Here is a 23,800-nt window from a genome sequence, read left to right on the forward strand (position 1 = left end):
CACCGCCGTAGCCTTGTTGTTATACCGTGAATGTAACAAAAAGGCTTATTTATGCCCTATATTTTACTCAGTCTGGCAGCCTGTTTTTGGGGCGGGAATTATGTAATCGGCCACATACTGGTCGCTGACGTTAATCCTGTTGTTTTATCTGCGGTGCGCTGGATAGCTACCGCAATATTATTGATGACGCTTTATTTTCGCCAGGTTACAGAGCAGTGGCCGGCGATGAAAAAAAACATGAGTACTATCGTTTTCCTCGCGTTATGTGGTCAGGTCCTTTTTCCGTTGACCTTGTACATCGGCCTACAATATACGACATCTCTGAATGCGGCGATTTATATGTCGACCACACCAGCAATAGTCCTGCTAATCAATAAACTCTTTTTCAAGGAGAGGATCTCTTTGCGTAATATTGCTGGTGTGATACTCAGTACTGTTGGCGTTATCTGGCTAATATTGCAGGGTAATCTGATGCATCCGGAGGTGTTTAGTCATCTGAACCAGGGCGATTTCTGGACTATGGGCTCAGCGCTTAGTTGGGCCGTCTACTGTGCTTTTCTGCGAATTAAACCTCGTGAGGTTAAGGGAAATGCATTCGTCGCTGTGAGTGCACTGATAGGCGCAATTGTTCTTCTTCCGGTGCTAGCTATAGAACTGATGCGTGATGGTGTTCCGGACTGGAGTGGTTATGTGAATTCTGCAGTTATTTCCGGGGTCATGTACCTTATTATTTTTCCGTCCTGGCTGTCGTATTTACTCTGGAACAAAGGCATTAGCGCCATCGGGGCCACGCGTGGAGAAATATACTCACACCTGATCCCTTTGAGTGGAGGATTATTTAGCGTGGTATTTTTGCATGTGACGCTACATTCGTATCATCTGGTCAGTGCGCTGGTTATCGTCTTTGGTATTGCGCTCTGTTCACGCCCGGCAGTGCACAGGATAACGGAGCAACATACGGTGTGAGGGGGAACAGCTACATTAGCTGACGGTGGCGCCACTTGTTACATTCACCACCGTAGCAGTCATTGCACTGGCATGATCTGATGCCAGAAATGTTATAACTTCGGCGATTTGTAACAGAGTGGGCAGACGTTTGAGCATAGTGCTTTGTGCGGCGCCACCCAGCCATTGTTCCACGGTTAACCCCATTGACTGAGCTTTTGTGGTGAATATTTCCTCTGTGTAAGAGCCGGCCTGTATCGCATCCACAATTGCATGCGATCGCACGCCGAGGACTCGAATATTCTGTGGGCCAAGTTCACTGGCGAGCGCTTTAATAAAGGCTTCGGTTCCCGCGCAGCCAACGATGTGGCCCAGATGTCCTGGCATTGCCATCGGTGCCGCAGGAGCTACGATGGTGATAATACTGCCTGCACGTTCACCGCCCATATACGGAGTGACGGCCTTTGATATATTGAATTGTGCGGAGAGAAAAGGGGTGATGCCACTCATAAACTCAGCCAGAGATAACGCTTCTATTCTTTTGCCCTGTTCGTGCATAAAGCCAGTTGCGTTTACCACCACGTCAATACCACCGGCTTGCTGAGCCAGTTGCGCAATATGTTGAGTTGTGGACTGTTCGTCAAGTACATCGACGATGAAGATTTCAGCCGTGCCACCGGCCATGCGGATGCTGTCGGCAGCGCAGTCTAGCTTTCCCTTGCTACGTGCACCAAGGAACACATTCGCCCCTTCACGCGCCATAGTGCGTGCAACCGTACTACCGATCGCGCCACTTCCGCCGAAGATCACTACGTTTTTGCCTGAAAGCAACATTATGAATCTCCATCACCAGAAAGCATCAATCAAAAGTATGTGCCATAAACGGCATGCTGCAAATTGCGCGGATTATGGGGGGATTGTGGTATTTGAGGGGCGGGAGCTGAATTTCAGGCAACAAAAAACCCATCAACCTTGAACCAAAACGGCGGGGTTGATGGGCTCCACAAATTGGGGACATCAAAGAAAAGCAGTGGCAATAGTTATGACTGACACCTTGAAGAAAAGTTCTGCTTACCTGCAAAAAATTTTCACTTAAGGATAATTATCAGTCTTAACCGAGGCCTGGCCAGACAATGACAATAAGTGTCCCTGCCAGCGTCAGCAGGACGTTAGCAATTGCATAAGTGCCCGCATAACCTAAGGCTGGAATGTTACTGCGCGCCGTGTCGCTGATGATTTCCATTGCCGGAGCACAGGTACGCGCTCCCATCATGGCCCCAAACAACAGGGCGCGGTTCATACGCAATACGTAAGCACCAAACAAGAAGCAGATAACCACCGGAACCAGACTGACAATCAAACCGGCAATCAGCATTTGACCACCCACGGCACCGAGGCCGTTGCCAATACCGCTGCCAGCGCTTAAACCGACGCCTGCCATAAATACCATTAGGCCAAACTCTTTCACCATATTCAGCGCACCCTGCGGAATATAGCCAAACGTAGGATGGTTGGCGCGCAAGAAGCCAAGCATGATCCCGGCGAACAGTAATCCGGCTGCATTCCCAATGCCGAAGCTGAAATTACTGAACTGGAAGGTGATCATCCCGATCATCAGACCGATGATAAAGAAGGCGCAGAAGGCAAGGAGATCGGTCACCTGACTATGGATTGAAATAAAGCCGATACGATCAGCAATGGTTTTGACACGACGTGCATCACCACTGACCTGCAACACGTCGCCTTTATTGAGTACAACGTTGTCATCGATTGGCATCTCAATCTGGCTGCGGATCACGCGGTTAAGGAAGCAACCGTGATCGGTTAATTTCAACTGTGCCAGACGACGACCGACGGCATTGTGGTTTTTGACAACAATCTCTTCGGTGACGATACGCATATCGAGCAGATCGCGATCGAACACCTCTTTGCCATTACGAAAACTTGGGTCGAGGCGGGCATGCGCATCCGGGTAACCCACCAGGGCAATCTCATCACCCATTTGTAGCACTGCGTCACCATCAGGATTCGCCAAAATGCCGTTGCGACGGATGCGTTCAATATAACAACCAGTCTGGCGATAGATGCCCAGCTCACGGAGATTTTTACCGTCAGCCCATGCGACCAGTTCCGGACCGACACGATAGGCCCGAATCACGGGCAGATATACCTTACGGTTAGCGTCAGTGTCCAGACCGCGTTCACGTGCGATTTGTTGTGCGCTGGTTTGCAGATCCTGATGTTGCAGTTTCGGCAGGTAGCGTGCGCCGACGATCAGGCTGACCAGTCCAATAAGATAGGTGAGGGCGTAACCCAGACTCAGATTATCAAGGGCACTTGACAGCTGCGTACCTGCCATTCCTGAATGCCGCAATGTGTCGCCTGCGCCTACCAGCACAGGTGTGGAGGTCATTGAGCCAGCTAGCATACCGGCTGTCAGGCCGATGTCCCAGCCAAATAGCCGACCCAGCCCCAGGGCGATCAGCATTGCACTACCGACCATTACCAGAGCAAGCATTAGGTAATTTTTACCATCGCGAAAAAAAATGGAAAAAAAGTTGGGACCCGCTTCCACTCCGACACAAAAAATAAACAGCATAAAGCCGAGATTTAATGCATCAGTGTTAATACTAAAGTGCTGCTGCCCTAATAATAGGGAGACTACCAAAACGCCAATGGAATTACCGAGTTGGACTGAGCCCAGACGTAATTTACCCAGACACAGGCCCAGCGCCAGGACCACAAATAATAACAGGATGTAATTCCCATTTAACAAATCTGCGACGTTTATATTCACGGAGGCTAACTTCTTGTTTACTAGTAAGCTATTGAAAGAAATGGCAATTTACGCTAATGTTTTTGCCAGAAATTAAGGGGCGACAGCTTCGTATACAGCCCCAAATAAAAGCAGCATAACAATATATGTGGCTAGTTTAATCTCATTACGTATCAACGGCTATAAGAATCGTGTGGGTGTGTTTTTGGCATGGAATGCCGAGTAACTTTATCTGACTGGACGCCTTTGGGCGAAAAGAGTGTTCGATAGAGAAAAAGTCAGGAGGAACGGTTGAAACATAAGCAAGGTTGGGCGGGTGCGATCTGCTGCTTTGTGCTTTTTATTGTGGTGTGTCTTTCATTAACGCTAAACGTGAAAGGGGCATTTAAAGCGGCTGGACATCCTGAAGTCGGGTTGTTGTTTTTTATATTGCCAGGTGCAGCGGCAAGCTTTTTCTCCCACCGTCGGGAGGTGCTCAGACCTCTTCTTGGTGCAATGTTGGCGGCACCATGTTGCCTGTTGCTGATGCGGTTCGTCTTTATGCCCACGCGTTCGCTGTGGCAAGAACTGGCATGGCTGTTTAGTGCGGTGTTTTGGTGCGCGCTTGGCGCATTGTGTTTTTTATTTATCAGTAGCTTATTTAACCAACATCAACGACGTAAAAAAAACTAACGACGCCCTCCAGCGGAGGGCGTTGAAACACTAATCAGGCGAACAGGTTCGCATTTTCTTTTGCCCACGCTTCAAAATCCGTGCAGCCGCCGATGTGTTTTTGATCGACAAAAATCTGCGGTACGGTTTCAACAGGCTTACCTACCGTTTTTTCCAGATCCGCTTTGGTAATACCTTCAGCGTGGATATCAATGTAGCGGTAGTTAAAATCGTCATGCTCATTGCTCAATTTTTCTGCTAATTCTTTTGCGCGCACGCAATACGGGCACCCTGGGCGACCAAAAATAACAGCAAACATCTCTTTCTCCTCGAACTTATCAGGCCGGATGGCGAATTACCGTTATGATGCCGCGATTTACGATAGATGGAAAGCAGGTTGAGCCTGTTGCTTTGATATCCTTAGTCTATACCCTTTGTCTTTCAGGCTACATTTTGTGGTCTGCATCCGTTCACACCTGCCATAGAGTTATCTATGCTGCTGGAGATCACGGGCTTGCCGCTTCAGTACAACCCGAAATTCATAGCGTATACACTAAGCACCACTTCACCGGGAGGCCACTTATGCGCACAATTGGTGTGTTACCCAGGAGCGTATTGATTCTGGAAATGATTGGTATGGTATTGTTAGCGCTGGCGTTGCTGTCGCTTAACGATTACCTCACCTTACCCGCGCCGTTTAACAGCTCAGTAGCCTGCGTCGTGATGATCTTTTTGGGTGTATTGCTGATGCTTCCTGCGGCGGTGGTGTTGATGTGGCGCATTGCACGACTGCTTGCGCCGCAGTTGATGTCGCGTTCATCCGACGCGACTTCCCATTCAGTCAGAGATAAAAGAGATGACTCCAACCATTGATTTAATTCGCGGTCACCGCTCCATTCGCCATTTCACCGACGAGTCGATTTCGGATGCACAACGAGATGCGATTATTGCTGCTGCCCAGGGAACTTCAAGTTCCAGCTTTTTACAATGCAGTACAATAATTCGGATTACCGATAAAACTCTGCGCGAATCGCTGGTTACCTTGTCTGGAGGGCAAAAACATGTCGCCCAGGCTGCTGAGTTCTGGGTGTTTTGCGCTGATTTCAATCGTCATTTACAGATCTGCCCGGATGCTCAGTTAGGGCTGGCGGAACAACTGCTGCTGGGCGTGGTTGATACGGCTATGATGGCGCAAAATGCGCTAACGGCCGCGGAATCGTTGGGACTCGGAGGCGTCTATATTGGTGGCCTGCGCAATAATATTGAGGCAGTCTCCGAGCTCCTGAAACTCCCGCAGCACGTCTTACCGTTGTTTGGTCTTTGTCTCGGCTGGCCTGCCGATAACCCGGACATCAAACCGCGATTGCCTGCTGCAATCGTCGTGCATGAAAATCAGTACCAACCGCTCGATAAGGACATTCTGGCGCAATATGATGAACAGCTCGCGCAGTACTATCTGACCCGTGGCAGTAACACGCGTCGCGATACCTGGAGCGATCACATCCGCCGTACCATCATTAAAGAAAGTCGCCCCTTTATCCTGGAATATTTGCATAAACAAGGTTGGGCGACGCGCTAAAGATTCTAACCCGGTGTATGATACGTCAGCTTTTACCAGGTCTTTCAGAGAGGTGCAGGGTGAAAATTGCCATTTTGTCCCGGGACGGAACGCTCTATTCGTGTAAACGCCTGCGTGAAGCGGCGATGCATCGCGGCCACCTGGTAGAAATTATCGATCCCCTTTCTTGCTATATGAACATTAGCCCGGCGGCTTCTTCTATTCATTATAAGGGCCGCCAGCTACCCCATTTTGACGCAGTCATCCCAAGGATTGGCTCGGCCATTACTTTTTATGGGACTGCTGCGTTACGTCAGTTTGAGATACTGGGCAGCTATCCGCTGAATGAATCGGTAGCAATTACCCGTGCGCGCGATAAGCTGCGTTCGTTACAACTGCTGGCGCGCCAGGGGATCGATCTCCCCATCACCGGGATTGCTCACTCGCCGGATGATACCAGCGACATGATTGATATGGTCGGTGGGGCACCGTTGGTGGTGAAGTTGGTCGAAGGTACACAGGGCATCGGTGTAGTGCTGGCCGAAACGCGTCAGGCTGCAGAGAGCGTTGTGGATGCGTTTCGTGGGTTGAATGCCCATATACTGGTTCAGGAATACATTAAAGAAGCGAAAGGCCGCGATATCCGCTGTTTCGTTGTAGGTGACGAGGTTGTGGCCGCCATTGAGCGTCGGGCGAAAGATGGTGATTTTCGTTCTAATCTCCATCGTGGCGGAGTTGCCAGTATTGCAAATATCACGTCTCGCGAAAGGGAGATCGCCATCAAAGCCGCTCAGACAATGGGGCTGGATGTGGCGGGGGTTGATATTCTGCGCGCAGATCGCGGGCCACTGGTCATGGAAGTCAACGCTTCTCCTGGATTGGAAGGCGTGGAGAAAACTACAGGGATAGATATTGCTGCGCGGATGATCCAGTGGATCGAACGTCACGCAACACCTGAATTCTGTCTTAAAATCGGCGGTTAAGCGCAATATCGATTGCGATCGTGGTATGACACGGTCTTTTTGCGTAAGCTGTGCCGGTAATTTTTTCATCGTAAGAGGTCGCACATTATTATGACATCACTGGTCGTTCCCACTCTGGATACGTTGCGTCAATGGCTCGACGACCTGGGCATGAGTTTTTTTGAATGCGATACCTGTCAGGCGCTGCATTTACCACACATGCAGAACTTCGACGGCATCTTTGATGCGAAAATTGATTTGGTAGATAACGTCATTCTGTTCTCTGCAATGGCGGAGGTCAGACCTTCTGCACTGCTGCCGCTTGCGGCCGATCTGTCTGCTATTAATGCCAGTTCGCTGACGGTGAAAGCGTTTTTAGATATGCAGGATGATAATCTACCAAAGCTGGTGGTTTGCCAGTCTTTATCCGTTATGCCTGGCGTGACTTTCGAGCAGTTTGAATGTTTTGTTCGTCAGAGTGAAGAGCAGATATCGATGGTGATCCTTGAGGCCGGGGCACACCAGCTGTTGTTTAACGCCGAAGAAGATGCGCAAAATAGCAGCACCGAAAACCATTTCCTCCATTAATTCTTTCTTAGCAGTGACACATTTAACGCAGCCGCTGCCATAGCGGTTGCGTATTGTATTTTTTTATTCTGCATTTAACCTTTTATTAAAGAATTATTCACTTCAATTCTTTGCCTTCCGCTTTATGTCATAGACAAAACTTGCATAAAAAATTGATAAAAGACGTTTTTTAATCTGAGCTATATCCTTGAATCCTGGCTAAAGTTATTCTTGCGAGGCTCTTAAACGTCATCCTTCATCTGCCCCTGTGAGCTGACTTATAGCCACTATGCATAGTGAATGATTTCGCGTTGATCAGCGAGCCATAGCGGCATGGGGAGAAGCCCTTCTTCTCATCGGTGCCCAATGAAAAAATATGCACATTTCTTGCATATCGTGGAGTGTGACTTTTTTGTTCGTTTGTTAACGAACTTTCAGAAGGAAAGAGATTATGACCGCCTTAAATAAAAAATGGTTATCAGGCCTGGTTGCGGGTGCTCTGATGGCTATCTCTGCCGGCACGCTCGCTGCTGAACAAAAAACACTGCATATTTATAACTGGTCTGATTATATCGCTCCGGATACGGTGGCGAATTTTGAAAAAGAGACCGGGATTAAAGTGGTTTATGACGTATTCGACTCCAACGAGGTGCTGGAAGGTAAGCTGATGGCTGGCAGCACCGGTTTTGATCTGGTGGTACCTTCAGCCAGCTTTCTTGAGCGTCAACTCACTGCGGGAGTATTTCAGCCGCTGGATAAAAGTAAACTTCCTGGCTGGAAGAACCTCGATCCCGAACTGCTGAAACTGGTAGCGAAACACGATCCTGACAATAAGTTTGCCATGCCGTATATGTGGGCAACCACCGGTATTGGTTACAACGTGGATAAAGTTAAAGCGGTGCTGGGGGCTGATGCTCCGGTTAATAGTTGGGATCTGATCCTTAAACCGGAAAATCTTGAAAAACTTAAAAGCTGCGGTGTTTCTTTCCTGGATGCGCCCGAAGAAGTATTTGCCACTGTGCTGAATTATTTGGGGAAAGATCCAAACAGTACCAAAGCAGATGATTACACCGGGCCGGCGACGGACCTGCTGTTAAAGCTGCGTCCGAACATTCGCTACTTCCACTCTTCTCAATACATTAACGATCTGGCTAACGGCGATACCTGCGTAGCAATCGGCTGGGCAGGGGATGTATGGCAGGCCGCTAACCGTGCTAAGGAAGCGAAAAATGGTGTCAATATTTCCTTCTCAATTCCAAAAGAAGGGGCGATGGCGTTCTTCGACGTTTTTGCGATGCCTGCGGATGCTAAAAACAAAGATGAAGCATATCAGTTCCTCAACTACCTGCTGCGTCCGGATGTGATTGCCCATATTTCCGATCACGTGTTCTACGCGAATGCTAACAAAGAAGCGACGGCGTTGGTCAGCCCTGAGGTTCGGGACAATCCGGGTATCTATCCACCTGCGGATGTAAGAGCCAAGATGTTCACGCTGAAAGTGCAGGATCCGAAGATCGATCGTGTACGTACCCGTGCCTGGACGAAGGTGAAAAGCGGGAAATAACCCGATGTTTGGGACATGACCCGGCGGTACTTGTGCCCGCCGGGGCTGCATTGATACCCGAACACGTATAACCCGGCAATACGCACCATTGTGGTGCGTTATTTGCACCGTTTTTTTGTTTTATGCCGGAGAGCACTTGAGTGAATGATGCAACCTCCCGCCCACAGGCGAAGACCCGTAAAGCGCTGACCCCGCTCCTTGAAATTCGTAACCTGACCAAGTCATTTGATGGCCAGCACGCCGTCGATGATGTCAGCCTCACAATCTATAAAGGTGAAATATTTGCCCTGCTTGGCGCATCCGGCTGCGGCAAATCGACCCTGCTACGCATGCTGGCGGGGTTTGAACTGCCGACTACCGGGCAAATTATGCTGGATGGTGTTGATTTAGCGCATGTCCCGCCTTATCTGCGCCCGATAAATATGATGTTTCAGTCCTACGCGCTGTTTCCGCACATGACGGTGGAGCAGAACATTGCCTTTGGCCTTAAGCAGGACAAGTTGCCGAAAGCTGAAATTACCAGTCGCGTGAACGAGATGTTAGGCCTGGTGCATATGCAGGAATTTGCCAAACGCAAACCGCACCAGCTTTCCGGCGGTCAGCGTCAGCGTGTGGCGCTGGCGCGAAGCCTGGCAAAACGTCCGAAGCTGTTGCTGCTGGATGAGCCGATGGGGGCTCTGGATAAGAAACTACGTGACCGTATGCAACTGGAAGTGGTTGATATCCTCGAGCGTGTAGGGGTTACCTGCGTGATGGTGACACACGATCAGGAAGAAGCCATGACGATGGCGGGTCGCATTGCGATTATGAATCGTGGCAAGTTTGTACAAATCGGCGAGCCTGAAGAAATATATGAGCATCCGACCACGCGTTACAGCGCGGAATTTATCGGCTCAGTAAACGTTTTTGAAGGTCTACTGAAAGATCGTCAGGAAGATGGTCTGGTTATTGACTCCCCTGGGTTGGTTCATCCGCTGAAAGTGGATGCCGATGTTTCCATTGTTGATAACGTGCCAGTGTATGTTGCGCTGCGCCCGGAAAAAATCATGCTCTGTGAAGCCCCTCCGGCTGATGGCTATAACTTTGCGGTGGGCGAAGTCGTACACATTGCCTATCTCGGTGATTTGTCTGTATACCACGTACGTTTAAAAAGCGGCCAGATGTTGAGCGCCCAGTTACAAAACGAACATCGCTATCGCAAGGGGCTACCGACCTGGGGCGATGATGTACGTTTGTGTTGGGATGCGGACAGCTGTGTGGTGTTGACGGTTTAAGGAGTGAAGATGAGTACACTTGAACCTCCGGCTCGTGTGGACAAAGCGGGCCGTTTCACGCTGTTTATGTCGCGGATGCAGATGAAGCACGGGCGCAAGCTGGTGATTGCGCTGCCGTATGTTTGGCTGGTGCTCCTGTTTTTGTTGCCGTTTTTGATTGTTTTTAAGATCAGCCTGTCAGAGATGGCGCGGGCTATTCCCCCGTATACTGACCTTGTAGGCTGGGCTGATGACCAATTATCCATTACGCTCAATCTGGGCAACTTCCTGCAGCTAACGGACGATCCGCTCTATTTTGATGCTTATCTGCAGTCTTTGCAGGTGGCGGGGATTTCGACGATCTGTTGCCTGTTGCTGGGCTATCCATTGGCATGGGCCGTGGCGCACAGTAAACCGTCAACGCGTAATATTTTGCTATTGCTGGTGATCCTGCCGTCCTGGACCTCTTTTTTGATTCGCGTGTATGCCTGGATGGGGATCCTGAAAAATAACGGGGTATTGAATAATTTCCTGATGTGGCTCGGCGTTATCGATCAGCCACTGACGATCCTGCATACCAATCTGGCAGTTTATATTGGGATTGTTTATGCCTATTTGCCATTTATGGTGCTGCCAATATACACCGCATTAACGCGCATTGATTATTCGCTGGTGGAAGCTGCGCTGGATTTGGGAGCCAGACCGTTGAAAACCTTCTTTAGCGTGATTGTGCCGTTGACCAAGGGAGGGATCATCGCCGGATCAATGCTGGTGTTTATTCCGGCGGTGGGAGAGTTCGTGATCCCTGAGCTGCTTGGTGGCCCGGACAGCATTATGATTGGTCGCGTGTTGTGGCAGGAGTTTTTCAACAATCGTGACTGGCCGGTGGCATCCGCTGTCGCCATTATTATGCTGCTGTTACTGATTGTGCCGATCATGTGGTTCCATAAATATCAGCAAAAAAGCGTGGGGGAACACGGATGAATAACTTACCGGTCGTTCGCTCGCCGTGGCGTATTTTTATTCTGGTGTTGGGATTTACCTTCCTGTACGCACCGATGTTGATGTTGGTTATCTATTCGTTCAACAGCTCCAAACTGGTGACGGTCTGGGCTGGTTGGTCAACGCGCTGGTACGGCGAGCTTTTCCACGATACAGCGATGATAAGTGCAGTCGGTATGAGCTTAACTATTGCAGCTTGTGCTGCGACGATGGCGGCGATCCTCGGTACTATTGCCGCTGTCGTGATGGTGCGTTTTGGTCGTTTCCGTGGATCTAATGGTTTTGCCTTTATGATAACCGCACCACTGGTTATGCCGGATGTCATTACCGGTTTATCGCTGTTGTTGTTGTTTGTGGCAATGGCACATGCGATTGGCTGGCCTGCGGATCGTGGCATGTTGACCATCTGGCTGGCGCACGTCACGTTCTGTACGGCGTATGTTGCGGTGGTTATCTCTTCGCGTTTGCGCGAACTGGATCACTCAATTGAAGAAGCGGCGATGGATCTTGGTGCGACGCCGGTGAAGGTCTTTTTTGTCATCACGTTGCCGATGATTATGCCAGCGGTAATTTCCGGTTGGTTGTTGGCCTTCACGCTGTCGTTGGATGATCTGGTGATCGCCAGTTTTGTGTCTGGTCCGGGAGCGACGACCCTGCCAATGCTGGTGTTCTCCAGCGTACGTATGGGGGTCAATCCGGAGATTAACGCGTTGGCTACGCTCATCCTTGGTGTGGTAGGAATTATCGGATTTATCGCGTGGTATCTGATGGCGCGAACAGAAAAACAGCGGTTACGCGATATCCAGCGTGCAAGACGCAGCTGAAAAAACTAAAATCTGCCAACCTGTCTACACGGTGCAGCGTTTCCCGTTGCACCGTTTTCACGGAAGACGACGCGTTGGGATTTTTTAAGAAATCATCCACATCACATGCACGCCTGAACGTACCTGCTCTGGTGCAGGTGGCGGCGCTTGCTATTATCATGATCCGTTGCCTCGATCTGTTGATGATTTTTAATACGCTTGGTGTTCGCGGGACGAGCGAGTTTATTCATCGCAGCGTGCAGACCTGGGATTTGACGCTGGTATTTTTGAGCAGCCTGGTGCTGGTTTTTATTGAAATTTACTGTGCATTCTCCCTGGTGAAAGGACGTAACTGGGCACGCTGGCTCTACTTGCTTACCCAGGTGATTGCCTCAGGTTACCTGTGGGCGGCGTCACTCGGTTACGGGTATCCGGAACTGTTCAGTATCGCAGGGGAGTCTAAGCGCGAAATATTCCACACGCTGGTGATGCAAAAATTGCCGGATATGCTGGTGTTGCTGCTTCTCTTTGTTCCTGCGTCCAGTCGGCGGTTCTTCCGTTTGCAATAACGTGTATAATCTTCGCCCCTGTTAATTTGAAGGTTTCCGTATGCAGTGCGCACTTTATGACGCCGGACGCTGTCGTTCCTGTCAGTGGATAACACAGCCAGTTGGCGATCAACTCTCCACTAAAACAGCCGATCTCCAGAATTTGCTGGTCGATTTTTCGGTCGGGGAATGGTGCGCACCGGTCAGTGGTGCGGAAAGCGCTTTTCGTAATAAAGCTAAAATGGTGGTCAGCGGCAGCGTGGAAAAACCGCTGTTGGGTATGCTGCATCGCGACGGCACGCCAGAGGATTTGTGCGATTGCCCGCTCTATCCCACTTCATTTTCCCCGGTATTTGCAGTGTTAAAGCCCTTCATTGCGCGCGCAGGGCTTACTCCTTACAACGTTGCACGCAAGCGGGGAGAGCTCAAATATATTCTGTTAACCGAAAGTCAGTTCGATGGCGGCATGATGCTGCGTTTTGTCTTACGTTCAGACGCTAAACTGGCACAGCTGCGCACTGCGCTGCCGTGGCTGCAGGAACAACTGCCACAGTTGAAGGTGATTACGGCCAATATTCAGCCGGTGCATATGGCGATTATGGAAGGGGAGATGGAAATCTTCCTGACAGAACAGCAGGCGCTGGCAGAACGCTTCAACGATGTTCCGCTGTGGATACGCCCGCAGAGCTTCTTTCAGACCAACCCGGAGGTGGCCAGCTGTTTATATGCCACGGCCCGTAACTGGGTCCGTCAGCTTCCGGTTAACCATATGTGGGATCTATTTTGCGGTGTCGGGGGCTTTGGTCTGCATTGCGCTACGCCACAGATGAAACTGACGGGTATTGAAATCGCGCCAGAGGCGATTACCTGTGCAAAACAGTCTGCCCAGGAACTCGGGCTACAGAACCTGCATTTCCAGGCGCTGGACTCGACTCAATTTGCCACGGCGCAGGAAGAAGTGCCTGATCTGGTGCTGGTTAATCCGCCGCGTCGTGGAATTGGAAAACCACTGTGTGATTTTCTCTCCAGAATGGCGCCACGTTTTATTGTGTATTCCAGCTGTAATCCGCAAACGATGGCAAAAGATATTCGCGAGCTGTCGGAATACCACATTGAACGCGTGCAGATATTCGATATGTTCCCTCATACCGCCCATTATGAAGTGTTAACGTTGCTCAGCAGACGATAATTCATTTTCATCAACGAGAATGCCGGATGCGCTGCTTGCATCGTATCTGACATGCGCAACAGGCGAAAAAAAAGCCCGTACTTGCGTACGAGCTCTTCTTCAAATATGGCGGTGAGGCGGGGATTCGAACCCCGGATACGTTGCCGTATACACACTTTCCAGGCGTGCTCCTTCAGCCACTCGGACACCTCACCATATTGTATTGCTGCCTGACCGCTTGGGGGGCAACGGGGCGCTACTATAGGGAGTTGCGCTAAAACGGTCAAGCAGAATTTACGCGTTCATACTCGTTTGGTCACGCAATGTACATATTCTTCGCTCTGACAAGCACGGAGAATATTATTAGCGCTGAGAGTCCAGTTTTTCGCCGTTTGTCACGACCTCCTGGGCTTTGCTGTAGCTTTCGATCAGTAACTGATAAGCCGGGAATACTTTTGTATACACTTCCGCCCATTCTGCGGCGTCTTCACGGTTCCATGTACCCTGCAGTTCGGAGGCGACTGCTGCGGTATCCATTGGTACGACACCAGCCTGAACAACACGCGCGAGGGTGATTTCCTGCGCCATTTTACTGTATGTACCCGATGCGTCGATCACGGCGAAGACTTTATAACCCTCCGCAACCGCGCTGATGGCCGGGAAAGCCATGCATACGCTGGTAATGGTACCGGCGATAATCAGAGTCTTACGCCCCGTCGCTTTTACAGCATTAACAAAGTCTTCGTTATCCCAGGCGTTGATCTCACCTTTACGCGCCACGTATTGGGCATGTGGCGCGTTGGCGTGGATCTCCGGTATCAATGGACCATTGGGGCCTTGTGGGACAGATGCGGTTGTAATCACTGGCATCTTCGCCAGAGTTGCCATTTTCGCCAGCGCGGCGGCACGAGCGCGAAGTTCCGGCATTGGCATATCGCCTACGGTCTGGAAGAGTCCACTCTGGTGATCGATAAGCAGCATGATCGAATCATTCACATCAATGACCGGGCGTGAACCATTAAAATTTGCAGGACTGGACATCGTATTCTCCTTCGATTCAGATTTGGCCAAAGCGGCCGGAGTTAAAATCGCGTACGGCTTCAGCGATTTCTTGTTTCGTGTTCATCACAAACGGGCCGTAACCTACAATCGGCTCATTCAACGGTTCGCCAGATAGAAGCAGCACGCTGGCATCGCTGCTGGCTTCAATGTGTACTGTTTTACCTTGCTGGCTTAATACCACTAGCTGCGCTTCACTCGCGGGCGTGGTGCCGTTGACACTAATATTTCCTTTCAGTACGACCAGCGCGGTGCTCCATCCTTCAGGCTGGGGCAACATGACCTGATGGTTGCGTTGCAGGTGCATATCCCAGACATTTAACGGGGAGAACGTATGCGCCGGACCTTTTATGTCCTGATAGCTACCCGCAATAACGCGAACAGTACCAGCATCATCTGGCAGGGTGACCGTAGGGATGACGTCGCTGCTGATACCCTGGTAACCCGGCGCAGTCATTTTGTCTTTTGCTGGCAGATTCACCCATAGCTGTACCATTTCCAGCTCGCCGCCTTTACGGGTAAATTCAGGCGAATGGAACTCTTCGTGTAAGATCCCGGCCCCCGCCGTCATCCACTGCACGTCACCCGGGCCGATAACGCCGCCGCGACCCGTTGAATCGCGATGTTCAACTTCACCACTGTAAACAATGGTCACCGTTTCAAAGCCACGATGAGGGTGCTCTCCCACGCCGCGCTTTTCGCTACCCGGCGTGAATGTATGCGGACCGGCATAATCCAGCAGCAGGAAAGGGCTTAACTGCTCACCATGAGACTGGTAAGAGAACATTGAGCGAACCGGGAATCCATCGCCAACCCAGTGTGGGCGAGGTGCTGTGTAGACGCCTGTTACTTGTTTCATATTTGTCTCCTCATGGGCATTAGCTTGATGTGAATAAGCTTATATTCATGACAGCGAGCTGAGTAGTCGCTAAAATAGTCTTCACAGTCTCATTAATAGGACAATGCGATGGCGAAGCTGGATCTCAATGATTTCGCGTGGTTTGTTCATGTAGTCGAAGAGGGGGGATTCGCTGCTGCCGGGCGAGCGCTGGATGAACCTAAATCAAAACTCAGCCGACGAATTGCGCAACTGGAGGAGAGACTGGGCGTCCGTTTGATTCAACGAACTACCCGGCAATTTAATGTCACTGAAGTTGGACAGACATTTTACGAGCATTGTAAGGCGATGCTGGTGGAAGCGCAGGCGGCACAGGATGCTATTGCCGCGTTGCAGGTTGAGCCGCGTGGAATTGTAAAACTGACCTGTCCGGTCACTTTGCTGCATGTGCATATTGGTCCCATGCTGGCCAGGTTTATGGCGCGTTATCCGGATGTGTCGGTACAGCTTGAGGCCACGAACCGACGGGTTGATGTCGTAGGGGAAGGCCTGGATGTTGCGATTCGCGTCAGGCCACGCCCTTTTGAGGACAGCGATCTGGTCATGCGGGTGCTTGCGGATAGGGGACATCGGCTGTATGCCAGCCCGACATTAATAGCTCAAATGGGCGCTTTACACTCTCCAGCAGACCTGACTCGCTGGCCGGGCCTGAGTCTGGCATCCGGTAAACATGTTCATCGCTGGGAGTTATTTGGCCCACAGGGCGCGCGTGCGGAGGTTCATTTTACGCCGCGTATGATTACTACTGATATGCTGGCATTACGCGAAGCGGCGATAGCGGGAGTTGGTGTTGTTCAACTTCCGCAACTGATGGTAAAAGATCAATTAGCGGCGGGTGAACTGGTGGCATTACTGGACGGGTGGGAACCTAAGCGAGAGATTATTCACGCAGTCTTTCCATCACGCCGGGGATTATTGCCGTCGGTACGCGCATTGGTGGATTTCCTGACGGAAGAATATGCGCGAATGATCGAGGATTAAATTCTTAACCCCGATCCACAAAAAAGGTCGGCTAAACCGACCTTTTATTATCTGGACGCCGGACTGGCGTGAAAACAATCAGCGACTACGGAAGACAATGCGGCCTTTGCTCAGGTCGTACGGGGTCAGCTCAACAGTCACTTTGTCGCCCGTCAGGATGCGGATATAGTTTTTACGCATTTTACCGGAGATGTGTGCAGTAACCACGTGACCGTTTTCTAATTCTACGCGGAACATGGTATTAGGTAACGTATCGAGAACGGTACCCTGCATTTCAATATTGTCTTCTTTGGCCATCTAATCCTCTGGGGTATCACTACCGTAATTTGAACCGGCAAGATAATGCCGAAGTTCTTTTAATAAGTAAAGATTTGCGCGTTTAAAACACAGCAAATCAGGTTTGGCGCATTACTCTAACCACACACGGCAAAGCCGCACTAAAAGCGCAACGTGTAAGGGAACGATGAGATAAACGATAGGCGTTGCCTGACGCGAACTGTTCCTTAACGGCGGCGGGGTAATGGGCTAAACCAACTCTGCGGCACAATTATAACACCCCGACAAAAAATGTGCCGAAAACATTCACACCTGAGGTGAAAATAACCTTCTCGGTACCCAAAAATGGCTGGGTAGCCGCTGCTGGCGCAGTCTGCTCAGGTGTTCAAGGTACTCCCGCCGGGGAGTTTCAACTGCGCCCAGCGACGCTGTATGGCTATTTAACACCTGGCAGTCGATGAGTTTTCCACCCTGACGTATAAATTCAGCGCAAAATACAAGCAGTGCGGTCTTGGAAGCATTTTCCTGACGACTGAACATCGATTCGCCACAGAAAAGTGTACCTTGTGATACGCCGTACATACCGCCCACTAATTCGTTTTGCCGCCATACCTCAATAGAATGAGCATGGCCCAGTTCATGGAGTCGATGGTATGCGTCAACCACATCATGCGTTATCCAGGTGCCTTCTTCCCGGTCATTTGCACAGCCTTCAATAACCTGGCCAAATGCATAATTGAGAGTTACGCGATAAGGTGAATGTTTATGAAAACGTTTCATGCTGCGGCTAATATGAAATGTCTCAGGCCACAAAATAGCTCGCGGATCGGGTGACCACCAGAGGATCGGGTCGCCAGGTGAAAACCACGGGAAAATCCCGCGCTGGTATGCCATGAGCAAGCGGGCAGGGCTGAGATCGCCGCCAAGCGCCAACAAACCGTTAGGTTCGCGTAAAGCGCCTTCCGGCGACGGGAAGGCGATAGAATTACGAGAAAGTTGCACCAGGCGCATGACAGCGAAACTCCACTACGCGAGTCGGATCGTTCAATAATAGCTTACAGACGTTGCTTAAACTGGTAATAACGACCCTGCCGGGCTAACAGATCTGCGTGATTACCTTGCTCAATAATGTGTCCGTTGTCCATCACTATTATTTGATCAAAACGTGACAGCCCGCGCAGACGATGCGTAACCATCAGTACGGTTTTATCTCGCATCACATCGCCAATTAATTCAAGCATTTGGCTTTCTGTTGTGGCATCCAGCCCTTCGGTGGGTTCATCCAGCAGCATCAATGGGGCATCGTGCAACAATGCACGAGCGATGGCCAGACGGCGGAGTTCGCCACCTGAAAGTTGACGACCACCTTCACCTAACCAGGCGTTAAGTCCATCATCCGCCAGCAGCTTTTCCAGACCGACCCGGCTGAGCATTCCGGACAATACCTCATCACTGGCGTGTGGTGCGGCCAGCAGCAGGTTATCGCGTAATGTCGCGCTGAACAGATGCACGCGTTGCGGCACAACGCTGATGCTTTGACGCAGACTGGATTCACTTAAGGCCGAAATTGGCTGTTCGTTGATCAGAATTTCGCCGCTTTGTGGGTCCCAGGCACGCGTCAGCAATTGCAGAAGCGTTGACTTTCCGCAGCCGGTACGACCAAGAATTGCAATATGCTCACCGGGTTTAGCCTGCAAGGAAAGAGTATCCAGCGCGTTTTGCGCCTGTCCAGGGTAGCTGAAAGAAACGTCGCGCAGCGTGAGCGTTATTTGTTCAGTGACCGAGGAGCCCGCCTCAGGGAAGGTGACTTCCGGCTGCTGTTCGCTCAGTTCAGTGATACGCAGAGCCGAAGCAATCACCTGGCCAAGATGCTGAAACGCCCCGGTGACAGGCGCCAGAGCTTCAAAAGCAGCCAGCGCGCAGAAGACAAACAGGGCAATCAGTGCACCCGGTTGGGTATTTCCGCCCACACCGCCAGAGGCCATCCATAACATCATTATTACGGCCAGAGCGCCAACGAGTAGCATGACAGCCTGGGACAGCGCGGTTAATTCAGACTGACGACGCTGAGCTTCATGCCACTGCATTTCTGTCGCTTCCATTTGTGCACGATAGCGTTCGCTGGCACCAAAAATGGTGAGTTCAGCCTGCCCCTGCAACCATGAAGTTAACTGCTGACGATATTGACCGCGCAGATGCGTCAGACTTTGCCCGGTGCTTTTTCCGGCCTGATAAAAGATTGGGGGCAAAATAAACAAGGTGAGCAGCATAATGCCGCCAAGTGTGATCGCCAGAGTTAGATCGAGAACGCTAAGTCCCAGCGTCACTACCACGATGACCACAAATGCTCCTGTTAGCGGGGAGAGCACGCGTAAATAGAGATGATCGAGCGTGTCGACATCAGCAACCACACGGTTAAGCAACTCCCCCTGGCCATACCGGGCCAGACCAGCAGGAGAAAGCGGCAGCAGTTTACTAAAGGTATAAATACGCAGGTGCTGCAGCACGCGGAATGTCGCGTCGTGGCTGACCAGTCGCTCAAAATAACGGCCTGCGGTTCGGGTGATTGCTGCTCCCCGAACGCCTGCCGCCGGGAGCATGTAGTTAAAACTGTAAATCCCGGTCACGCCAACAACTGCGGAGGCGGAAAGGAACCAGCCTGACAGGGTCAGCAAACCGATACTTGCCAACAGCGTGATTATCGCCAGAACAATGCCTAGCGTTAACATCCATTTGTGACGTTTATAAAGCGTCAGATAGGGTAGCAAGGCGCGCATTCAGATATCCTCCTGACGGTGAGCCAGCAACGTCGCAAAAGCGCCGTTGGCTGCGCTAAGTTGAGCATAAGTGCCTTGCTCGACGATTTGTCCATCCTGCATGACCCAGATAGCATCCCAGTCGGCAAGATCTTCGAGTTGGTGCGTCACCATCAGCGTGGTCTGGCGGCGTGATGCGGCATTCAATGCCTGCATTACGCGTTGTTCACTGTGAGCATCAAGGCTGGCAGCGGGTTCGTCGAGCAGCAGTAACTGACACGGATTAAGCAGAGCGCGGGCAACGGCAACGCGTTGTGCTTGTCCGACAGAAAGTCGAGCCGCCTGATCGCCTACTGGCGTATCTACACCCTGAGGAAGCAAAGGTAAAAACTCGCTTACCCAGGCACTGTCGAGCGCGGCCTGAAGCTGTTGTTCACTGGCATCAGGACGTGCCAGCAACACATTATCTCGTAACGTCGCGGCGGGAAGTTGCGGGTTTTGACCAACCCATGAGAGCTGTTTACGCCAGGAGTCAGGCGATAAATCGCGAAGCTCAAAGCCGTTAATCCGCAATGACCCCTGATAAGAGAGAAAACCGGACAGAACGTTCAGAAGGGAGCTTTTACCTGAGCCACTACGACCAACCAGCACCGCACGTTGAGCTGCTGGCAGAGAAAAATTGAGCGGCCCTGCCAGAATTTTGCCTTCCGGTGATGTAATGACCAGATCTTCCGCTTCAATCGAAACGGCTTCTTTTGCTGCCAACTCAATGTCACCACGCTCAGGGTGAGCAAGCGGCGTTTCCATGAATGTTTTCAGACTATCTGCAGCACCTACCGCTTGTGCTTTCGCGTGGTAAAACGTACCCAGATCGCGCAAAGGCTGGAAAAATTCTGGGGCAAGGATCAGAGCCAGGAAACCAGCAGCCAGCGTTACGCCAGTTCCGTAATGACCGAAGTTGAGTTCGCCGAGGTAAGAAAAACCAAAATAAACCGCCACCAGGGCGATCGACAGTGACGTGAAAAACTCCAGTACACCCGAGGAAAGGAACGCAAGACGCAGGACTTCCATGGTGCGCTGACGAAAATCTTGCGATGCGGCGCGAATGCTTTCTGTTTCAGCTTCTCCGCGACCAAATATTCTCAGCGTCTCCATGCCCCTTAAGCGGTCGAGGAAATGGCCACTGAGTCTGGCAAGTGCCTGAAAATTACGACGGTTAGCATCTGCTGCTCCCATACCGACCATTGCCATAAAGAGCGGGATCAGCGGTGCGGTGCCCAGCAGGATAAGGGCGGCTACCCAGTTTGAAGGGAAAATTGCTGCCACAATTAATATAGGTACACAGACGGCAAGCGCCATTTGCGGCAGATAACGCGCATAGTAATCATGCATATCGTCAATCTGTTCCAGCACCAGGGTGGCCCAACTCCCGGCGGGTTTACCTTGTATCCATGCCGGACCTGCCTGCTGCAGGCGGTCCAGAACTTGACGGCGAATTTCAAAGCGAATGTGTTGTCCCGCATGGAAACCGACTCGCTCACGTAACCAGACAACCCAAGCACGCAGGATAAATATCAATACCAGCACGATGAAGGGGAGGAGAAGGGCCTCTCGGGGAATGTTGTCCATGATCATATGCTCAAGAATACGAGCCATGAGCCAGGCCTGAGCGACAATTAACAGCCCGCTCACGAATCCCAGCAGACGTGAAATATTTAGCCAGCGTTGTGAAATGACACTTTGCTGTTTTAACCAGTGGGTTAGCTCTTTTTGACGGGTTTTATTCATTGCTCGCTTAGCAGGTGAGTTATTGGAATTTTTGGGCAGGACAATGTTACAACGAGGCAAAAATAAAGGCGACTTATAGTCGCCTTTTTTACTTTTGTTACTGATTTGTAAAAACTATTTGCAGGCGTCAGCCAGACCATCAAGATAGCGTTCAGCATCGAGGGCAGCCATACACCCCGTACCTGCCGAGGTAATCGCCTGACGATAGATATGATCCATTACGTCGCCGGCTGCGAATACGCCAGGAATGCTGGTTTGCGTTGCATTGCCATGAATGCCGGACTGGACTTTGATGTAGCCGTTTTCCAGTTCAAGCTGACCGTCGAAAATGGCGGTGTTCGGGCTGTGGCCGATAGCGACAAATAATCCTGCGACGTCGAGAGACTCAACGTTGTCAGTATTCTGGGTATCACGCAGACGCAGTCCGGTCACACCCATTTGATCGCCGGTAACTTCTTCCAGAGTGCGGTGAGTGTGCAGCACAATGTTGCCGTTCTCGACTTTATCCATCAAACGTTTGATGAGGATTTTCTCAGCACGGAAGCTGTCGCGACGGTGGATCAAATGAACCTCAGAAGCGATATTCGCCAGGTACAATGCTTCTTCTACAGCGGTATTACCACCGCCAATAACCGCAACCTTTTGGTTACGATAGAAGAAACCGTCACAGGTCGCACAGGCGGAAACGCCGCGGCCTTTAAATGCCTCTTCTGAAGGTAAACCAAGATAGCGTGCTGAAGCGCCAGTGGCGATAATCAGTGCATCGCAAGTATATTCGCCGCTGTCACCGGTCAGGCGAAACGGACGATTTTGCAGATCAACTTTACTGATGTGATCAAAAATGATTTCGGTTTCAAATTTCGTCGCGTGTTCGTGCATACGCTCCATCAGCAACGGGCCAGTGAGATCGTGCGGATCGCCAGGCCAGTTTTCCACTTCTGTCGTTGTGGTCAACTGACCACCTTTTTCCATACCGGTAATCAACACCGGTTGCAGGTTTGCACGCGCAGCATAGACCGCGGCGGTGTATCCCGCAGGGCCTGAGCCCAGAATAAGAAGTTTACTGTGTTTGGTCGTGCCCATGAGATCCCCATAGTTGTTGGCAGGCAATGAGCAGGATTGTAGGGAATTTACGAACGTAAAAAAAGAGTATGGCGATTTTGTTAACAATATGTGTAATAGCAGAAACCGATGATTGCTAAAAACGACGGTAATATTATAACGATTTCTACTTAAAATCGGTCAGTTATAAGGTGATAAAATGACGATTTTCCATCACTCCCAATGAATAACTGGCATGTTGTACTAAAAATCGATGTTTTGCTTTGACAATCCCCTGCTGTTTTGCGAAAACATTCAAGGAAGAAAAAAACTGTGTCATGTATATGCTGCATAATCATGCATGTAGATAACATGTTTACCGAGTTAGCGAAATCTACGCATGGCGTGGACAGATGCCATTCGTGATGTCGATAGCCGCCGACAGGCAACGGTCTTCTCACCGTAAACCCAGGCATTGCGCACCGTAAATCCCTCTGGGTTTCGGGTTATTATGATGGGTAGCGGCTCTAAACAGTGATGTTTGTAGAGTCAGGCAGGAGTAGGGAAGGAATACAGAGAGACAATAATAATGGTAGATAGTAAGAAGCGCCCTGGCAAAGATCTCGACCGTATCGATCGTAACATTCTTAATGAGCTGCAAAAGGATGGGCGTATTTCTAACGTCGAGCTTTCTAAACGAGTGGGACTTTCACCAACGCCCTGCCTTGAGCGTGTGCGTCGGTTGGAAAGACAGGGTTTTATTCAGGGCTATACAGCGCTGTTGAACCCGCATTATCTGGATGCATCACTTCTGGTTTTTGTTGAGATTACTCTGAATCGTGGCGCCCCGGATGTGTTTGAGCAATTTAACTCTGCAGTACAAAAACTTGAAGAAATTCAAGAATGTCATTTGGTGTCCGGTGATTTCGACTACCTGCTGAAAACACGCGTACCGGATATGTCAGCTTACCGTAAGCTATTAGGGGAAACCCTGCTGCGTCTGCCTGGCGTGAATGACACACGTACTTACGTGGTTATGGAAGAAGTAAAACAGAGCAATCGTCTGGTTATTAAGACGCGCTAACACGGAACAGGTGCAAAATCGACTCAGTTTGATTACACTCCTGTTAATCCATACAGCAACAGTGCCGGGGTAACCCGGTGCTGTTGTCCGTTTTAGCATCGGGCAGGAAAAGCCTGAAAC

The 23,800-nt window shown here is 50.6% G+C and carries 24 protein-coding genes and 1 tRNA gene; 14 read left to right on the forward strand and 11 right to left on the reverse strand.

The window, feature by feature from the left end; translation table 11 throughout:
* Positions 1 to 51: 51 nt before the first annotated feature.
* Positions 52 to 966 (forward strand): DMT family transporter, encoded by a 915-nt coding sequence (locus tag AACS05_RS07210; RefSeq protein ID WP_045441226.1) that lies wholly within the window; start codon positions 52 to 54, stop codon positions 964 to 966.
* Between the two features lie 15 nt (positions 967 to 981).
* Here the strand turns inward: AACS05_RS07210 and AACS05_RS07215 are convergent, their stop codons facing one another.
* Positions 982 to 1,779 (reverse strand): SDR family NAD(P)-dependent oxidoreductase, encoded by a 798-nt coding sequence (locus tag AACS05_RS07215; RefSeq protein WP_045441227.1) that lies wholly within the window; start codon positions 1,777 to 1,779, stop codon positions 982 to 984.
* 277 nt (positions 1,780 to 2,056) lie between these two features.
* A complete protein-coding gene (locus AACS05_RS07220; RefSeq protein ID WP_045441228.1) occupies positions 2,057 to 3,742 on the reverse strand; it encodes an aspartate:alanine antiporter in 1,686 nt (561 codons plus the stop codon).
* 270 nt (positions 3,743 to 4,012) lie between these two features.
* On the opposite strand from AACS05_RS07220, the gene AACS05_RS07225 reads away from it, so the two are divergent.
* The gene (locus AACS05_RS07225) at positions 4,013 to 4,393 is read left to right on the forward strand and encodes an inner membrane protein YbjM (RefSeq protein ID WP_045441229.1); all 381 of its coding nucleotides are present in this window, start codon (positions 4,013 to 4,015) and stop codon (positions 4,391 to 4,393) included.
* A gap of 34 nt (positions 4,394 to 4,427) precedes the next feature.
* Here AACS05_RS07225 and AACS05_RS07230 read toward each other — a convergent pair whose 3' ends face one another.
* A complete protein-coding gene (locus AACS05_RS07230) occupies positions 4,428 to 4,691 on the reverse strand; it encodes a GrxA family glutaredoxin (RefSeq protein WP_045441230.1) in 264 nt (87 codons plus the stop codon).
* Between the two features lie 263 nt (positions 4,692 to 4,954).
* Here AACS05_RS07230 and AACS05_RS07235 point away from each other — a divergent pair, with 263 nt between their 5' ends.
* The 10 genes from AACS05_RS07235 to rlmC all read left to right on the forward strand — a co-directional run bounded on the left by AACS05_RS07235 (position 4,955) and on the right by rlmC (position 13,818).
* Positions 4,955 to 5,245, forward strand: a complete 291-nt coding sequence (locus tag AACS05_RS07235; RefSeq protein ID WP_045441231.1) for a DUF1418 family protein — start codon at positions 4,955 to 4,957, stop codon at positions 5,243 to 5,245.
* Positions 5,229 to 5,951: a nitroreductase NfsA gene (nfsA, locus tag AACS05_RS07240; RefSeq protein WP_045441232.1), complete on the forward strand. Its 723-nt coding sequence runs from the start codon at positions 5,229 to 5,231 to the stop codon at positions 5,949 to 5,951. Before AACS05_RS07235 ends, nfsA begins: the two co-directional genes overlap by 17 nt.
* Before the next feature lie 59 nt (positions 5,952 to 6,010).
* Complete coding sequence (gene rimK, locus AACS05_RS07245; RefSeq protein WP_045441233.1) at positions 6,011 to 6,913, forward strand: 30S ribosomal protein S6--L-glutamate ligase; 903 nt, start codon at positions 6,011 to 6,013, stop codon at positions 6,911 to 6,913.
* A gap of 90 nt (positions 6,914 to 7,003) precedes the next feature.
* Positions 7,004 to 7,480, forward strand: coding sequence for a YbjN domain-containing protein (locus AACS05_RS07250; protein ID WP_045441234.1), 477 nt, complete (start codon positions 7,004 to 7,006; stop codon positions 7,478 to 7,480).
* Positions 7,481 to 7,910: 430 nt separating this feature from the next.
* Positions 7,911 to 9,023, forward strand: a complete 1,113-nt coding sequence (gene potF, locus AACS05_RS07255) for a spermidine/putrescine ABC transporter substrate-binding protein PotF (RefSeq protein WP_045441235.1) — start codon at positions 7,911 to 7,913, stop codon at positions 9,021 to 9,023.
* A gap of 140 nt (positions 9,024 to 9,163) precedes the next feature.
* On the forward strand, positions 9,164 to 10,297 hold the full coding sequence (potG, locus tag AACS05_RS07260) for a putrescine ABC transporter ATP-binding subunit PotG (protein ID WP_045441236.1): 1,134 nt from the start codon (positions 9,164 to 9,166) through the stop codon (positions 10,295 to 10,297).
* Positions 10,298 to 10,306: 9 nt separating this feature from the next.
* Positions 10,307 to 11,260, forward strand: coding sequence for a putrescine ABC transporter permease PotH (potH, locus tag AACS05_RS07265; protein WP_045441237.1), 954 nt, complete (start codon positions 10,307 to 10,309; stop codon positions 11,258 to 11,260).
* Positions 11,257 to 12,102 carry a putrescine ABC transporter permease PotI gene (potI, locus tag AACS05_RS07270; RefSeq protein WP_045441238.1) on the forward strand — a complete coding sequence of 282 codons (846 nt, stop codon included), beginning with the start codon at positions 11,257 to 11,259 and terminating at the stop codon, positions 12,100 to 12,102. The genes potH and potI overlap by 4 nt, the downstream gene beginning before the upstream one ends.
* Before the next feature lie 20 nt (positions 12,103 to 12,122).
* Complete coding sequence (locus AACS05_RS07275) at positions 12,123 to 12,650, forward strand: YbjO family protein (protein ID WP_144243096.1); 528 nt, start codon at positions 12,123 to 12,125, stop codon at positions 12,648 to 12,650.
* A 40-nt stretch (positions 12,651 to 12,690) separates the two neighbouring features.
* Positions 12,691 to 13,818, forward strand: a complete 1,128-nt coding sequence (gene rlmC / locus AACS05_RS07280) for a 23S rRNA (uracil(747)-C(5))-methyltransferase RlmC (protein ID WP_045441240.1) — start codon at positions 12,691 to 12,693, stop codon at positions 13,816 to 13,818.
* Positions 13,819 to 13,924: 106 nt separating this feature from the next.
* Here rlmC and AACS05_RS07285 read toward each other — a convergent pair.
* The 3 genes from AACS05_RS07285 to AACS05_RS07295 all read right to left on the reverse strand — a co-directional run bounded on the left by AACS05_RS07285 (position 13,925) and on the right by AACS05_RS07295 (position 15,715).
* Positions 13,925 to 14,012, reverse strand: a tRNA-Ser gene (locus AACS05_RS07285).
* A gap of 148 nt (positions 14,013 to 14,160) precedes the next feature.
* The gene (locus AACS05_RS07290) at positions 14,161 to 14,838 is read right to left on the reverse strand and encodes an isochorismatase family protein (RefSeq protein ID WP_045441241.1); all 678 of its coding nucleotides are present in this window, start codon (positions 14,836 to 14,838) and stop codon (positions 14,161 to 14,163) included.
* Positions 14,839 to 14,854: 16 nt separating this feature from the next.
* Positions 14,855 to 15,715 (reverse strand): pirin family protein, encoded by an 861-nt coding sequence (locus tag AACS05_RS07295; RefSeq protein WP_045441242.1) that lies wholly within the window; start codon positions 15,713 to 15,715, stop codon positions 14,855 to 14,857.
* Between the two features lie 108 nt (positions 15,716 to 15,823).
* Between AACS05_RS07295 and AACS05_RS07300 the strand changes: the two genes are divergently transcribed.
* On the forward strand, positions 15,824 to 16,735 hold the full coding sequence (locus AACS05_RS07300; protein WP_045441243.1) for a LysR family transcriptional regulator: 912 nt from the start codon (positions 15,824 to 15,826) through the stop codon (positions 16,733 to 16,735).
* 78 nt (positions 16,736 to 16,813) lie between these two features.
* On the opposite strand, the gene infA is transcribed toward AACS05_RS07300, so the two are convergent.
* The 5 genes from infA to trxB form a co-directional block, all read right to left on the reverse strand.
* Positions 16,814 to 17,032, reverse strand: a complete 219-nt coding sequence (infA, locus tag AACS05_RS07305; protein WP_002211347.1) for a translation initiation factor IF-1 — start codon at positions 17,030 to 17,032, stop codon at positions 16,814 to 16,816.
* A 285-nt stretch (positions 17,033 to 17,317) separates the two neighbouring features.
* Positions 17,318 to 18,022 (reverse strand): leucyl/phenylalanyl-tRNA--protein transferase, encoded by a 705-nt coding sequence (gene aat / locus AACS05_RS07315; protein WP_045441244.1) that lies wholly within the window; start codon positions 18,020 to 18,022, stop codon positions 17,318 to 17,320.
* Positions 18,023 to 18,066: 44 nt separating this feature from the next.
* Complete coding sequence (gene cydC / locus AACS05_RS07320) at positions 18,067 to 19,788, reverse strand: heme ABC transporter ATP-binding protein/permease CydC (RefSeq protein ID WP_045441245.1); 1,722 nt, start codon at positions 19,786 to 19,788, stop codon at positions 18,067 to 18,069.
* The gene (gene cydD, locus AACS05_RS07325; protein WP_045441246.1) at positions 19,789 to 21,555 is read right to left on the reverse strand and encodes a heme ABC transporter permease/ATP-binding protein CydD; all 1,767 of its coding nucleotides are present in this window, start codon (positions 21,553 to 21,555) and stop codon (positions 19,789 to 19,791) included.
* Between the two features lie 114 nt (positions 21,556 to 21,669).
* Entirely contained in the window at positions 21,670 to 22,638 is a 969-nt protein-coding gene (gene trxB, locus AACS05_RS07330; RefSeq protein ID WP_045441247.1) for a thioredoxin-disulfide reductase, read from the reverse strand.
* Between the two features lie 547 nt (positions 22,639 to 23,185).
* On the opposite strand from trxB, the gene lrp reads away from it, so the two are divergent.
* Positions 23,186 to 23,680, forward strand: a complete 495-nt coding sequence (lrp, locus tag AACS05_RS07335) for a leucine-responsive transcriptional regulator Lrp (protein ID WP_002439523.1) — start codon at positions 23,186 to 23,188, stop codon at positions 23,678 to 23,680.
* The last annotated feature ends 120 nt before the right edge of the window (positions 23,681 to 23,800 follow it).

The sequence above is a fragment of the Citrobacter sp. S-77 genome (genome assembly GCF_963864895.1).
In the GTDB taxonomy this organism is placed as follows: Bacteria; Pseudomonadota; Gammaproteobacteria; order Enterobacterales; family Enterobacteriaceae; genus Citrobacter; species Citrobacter murliniae.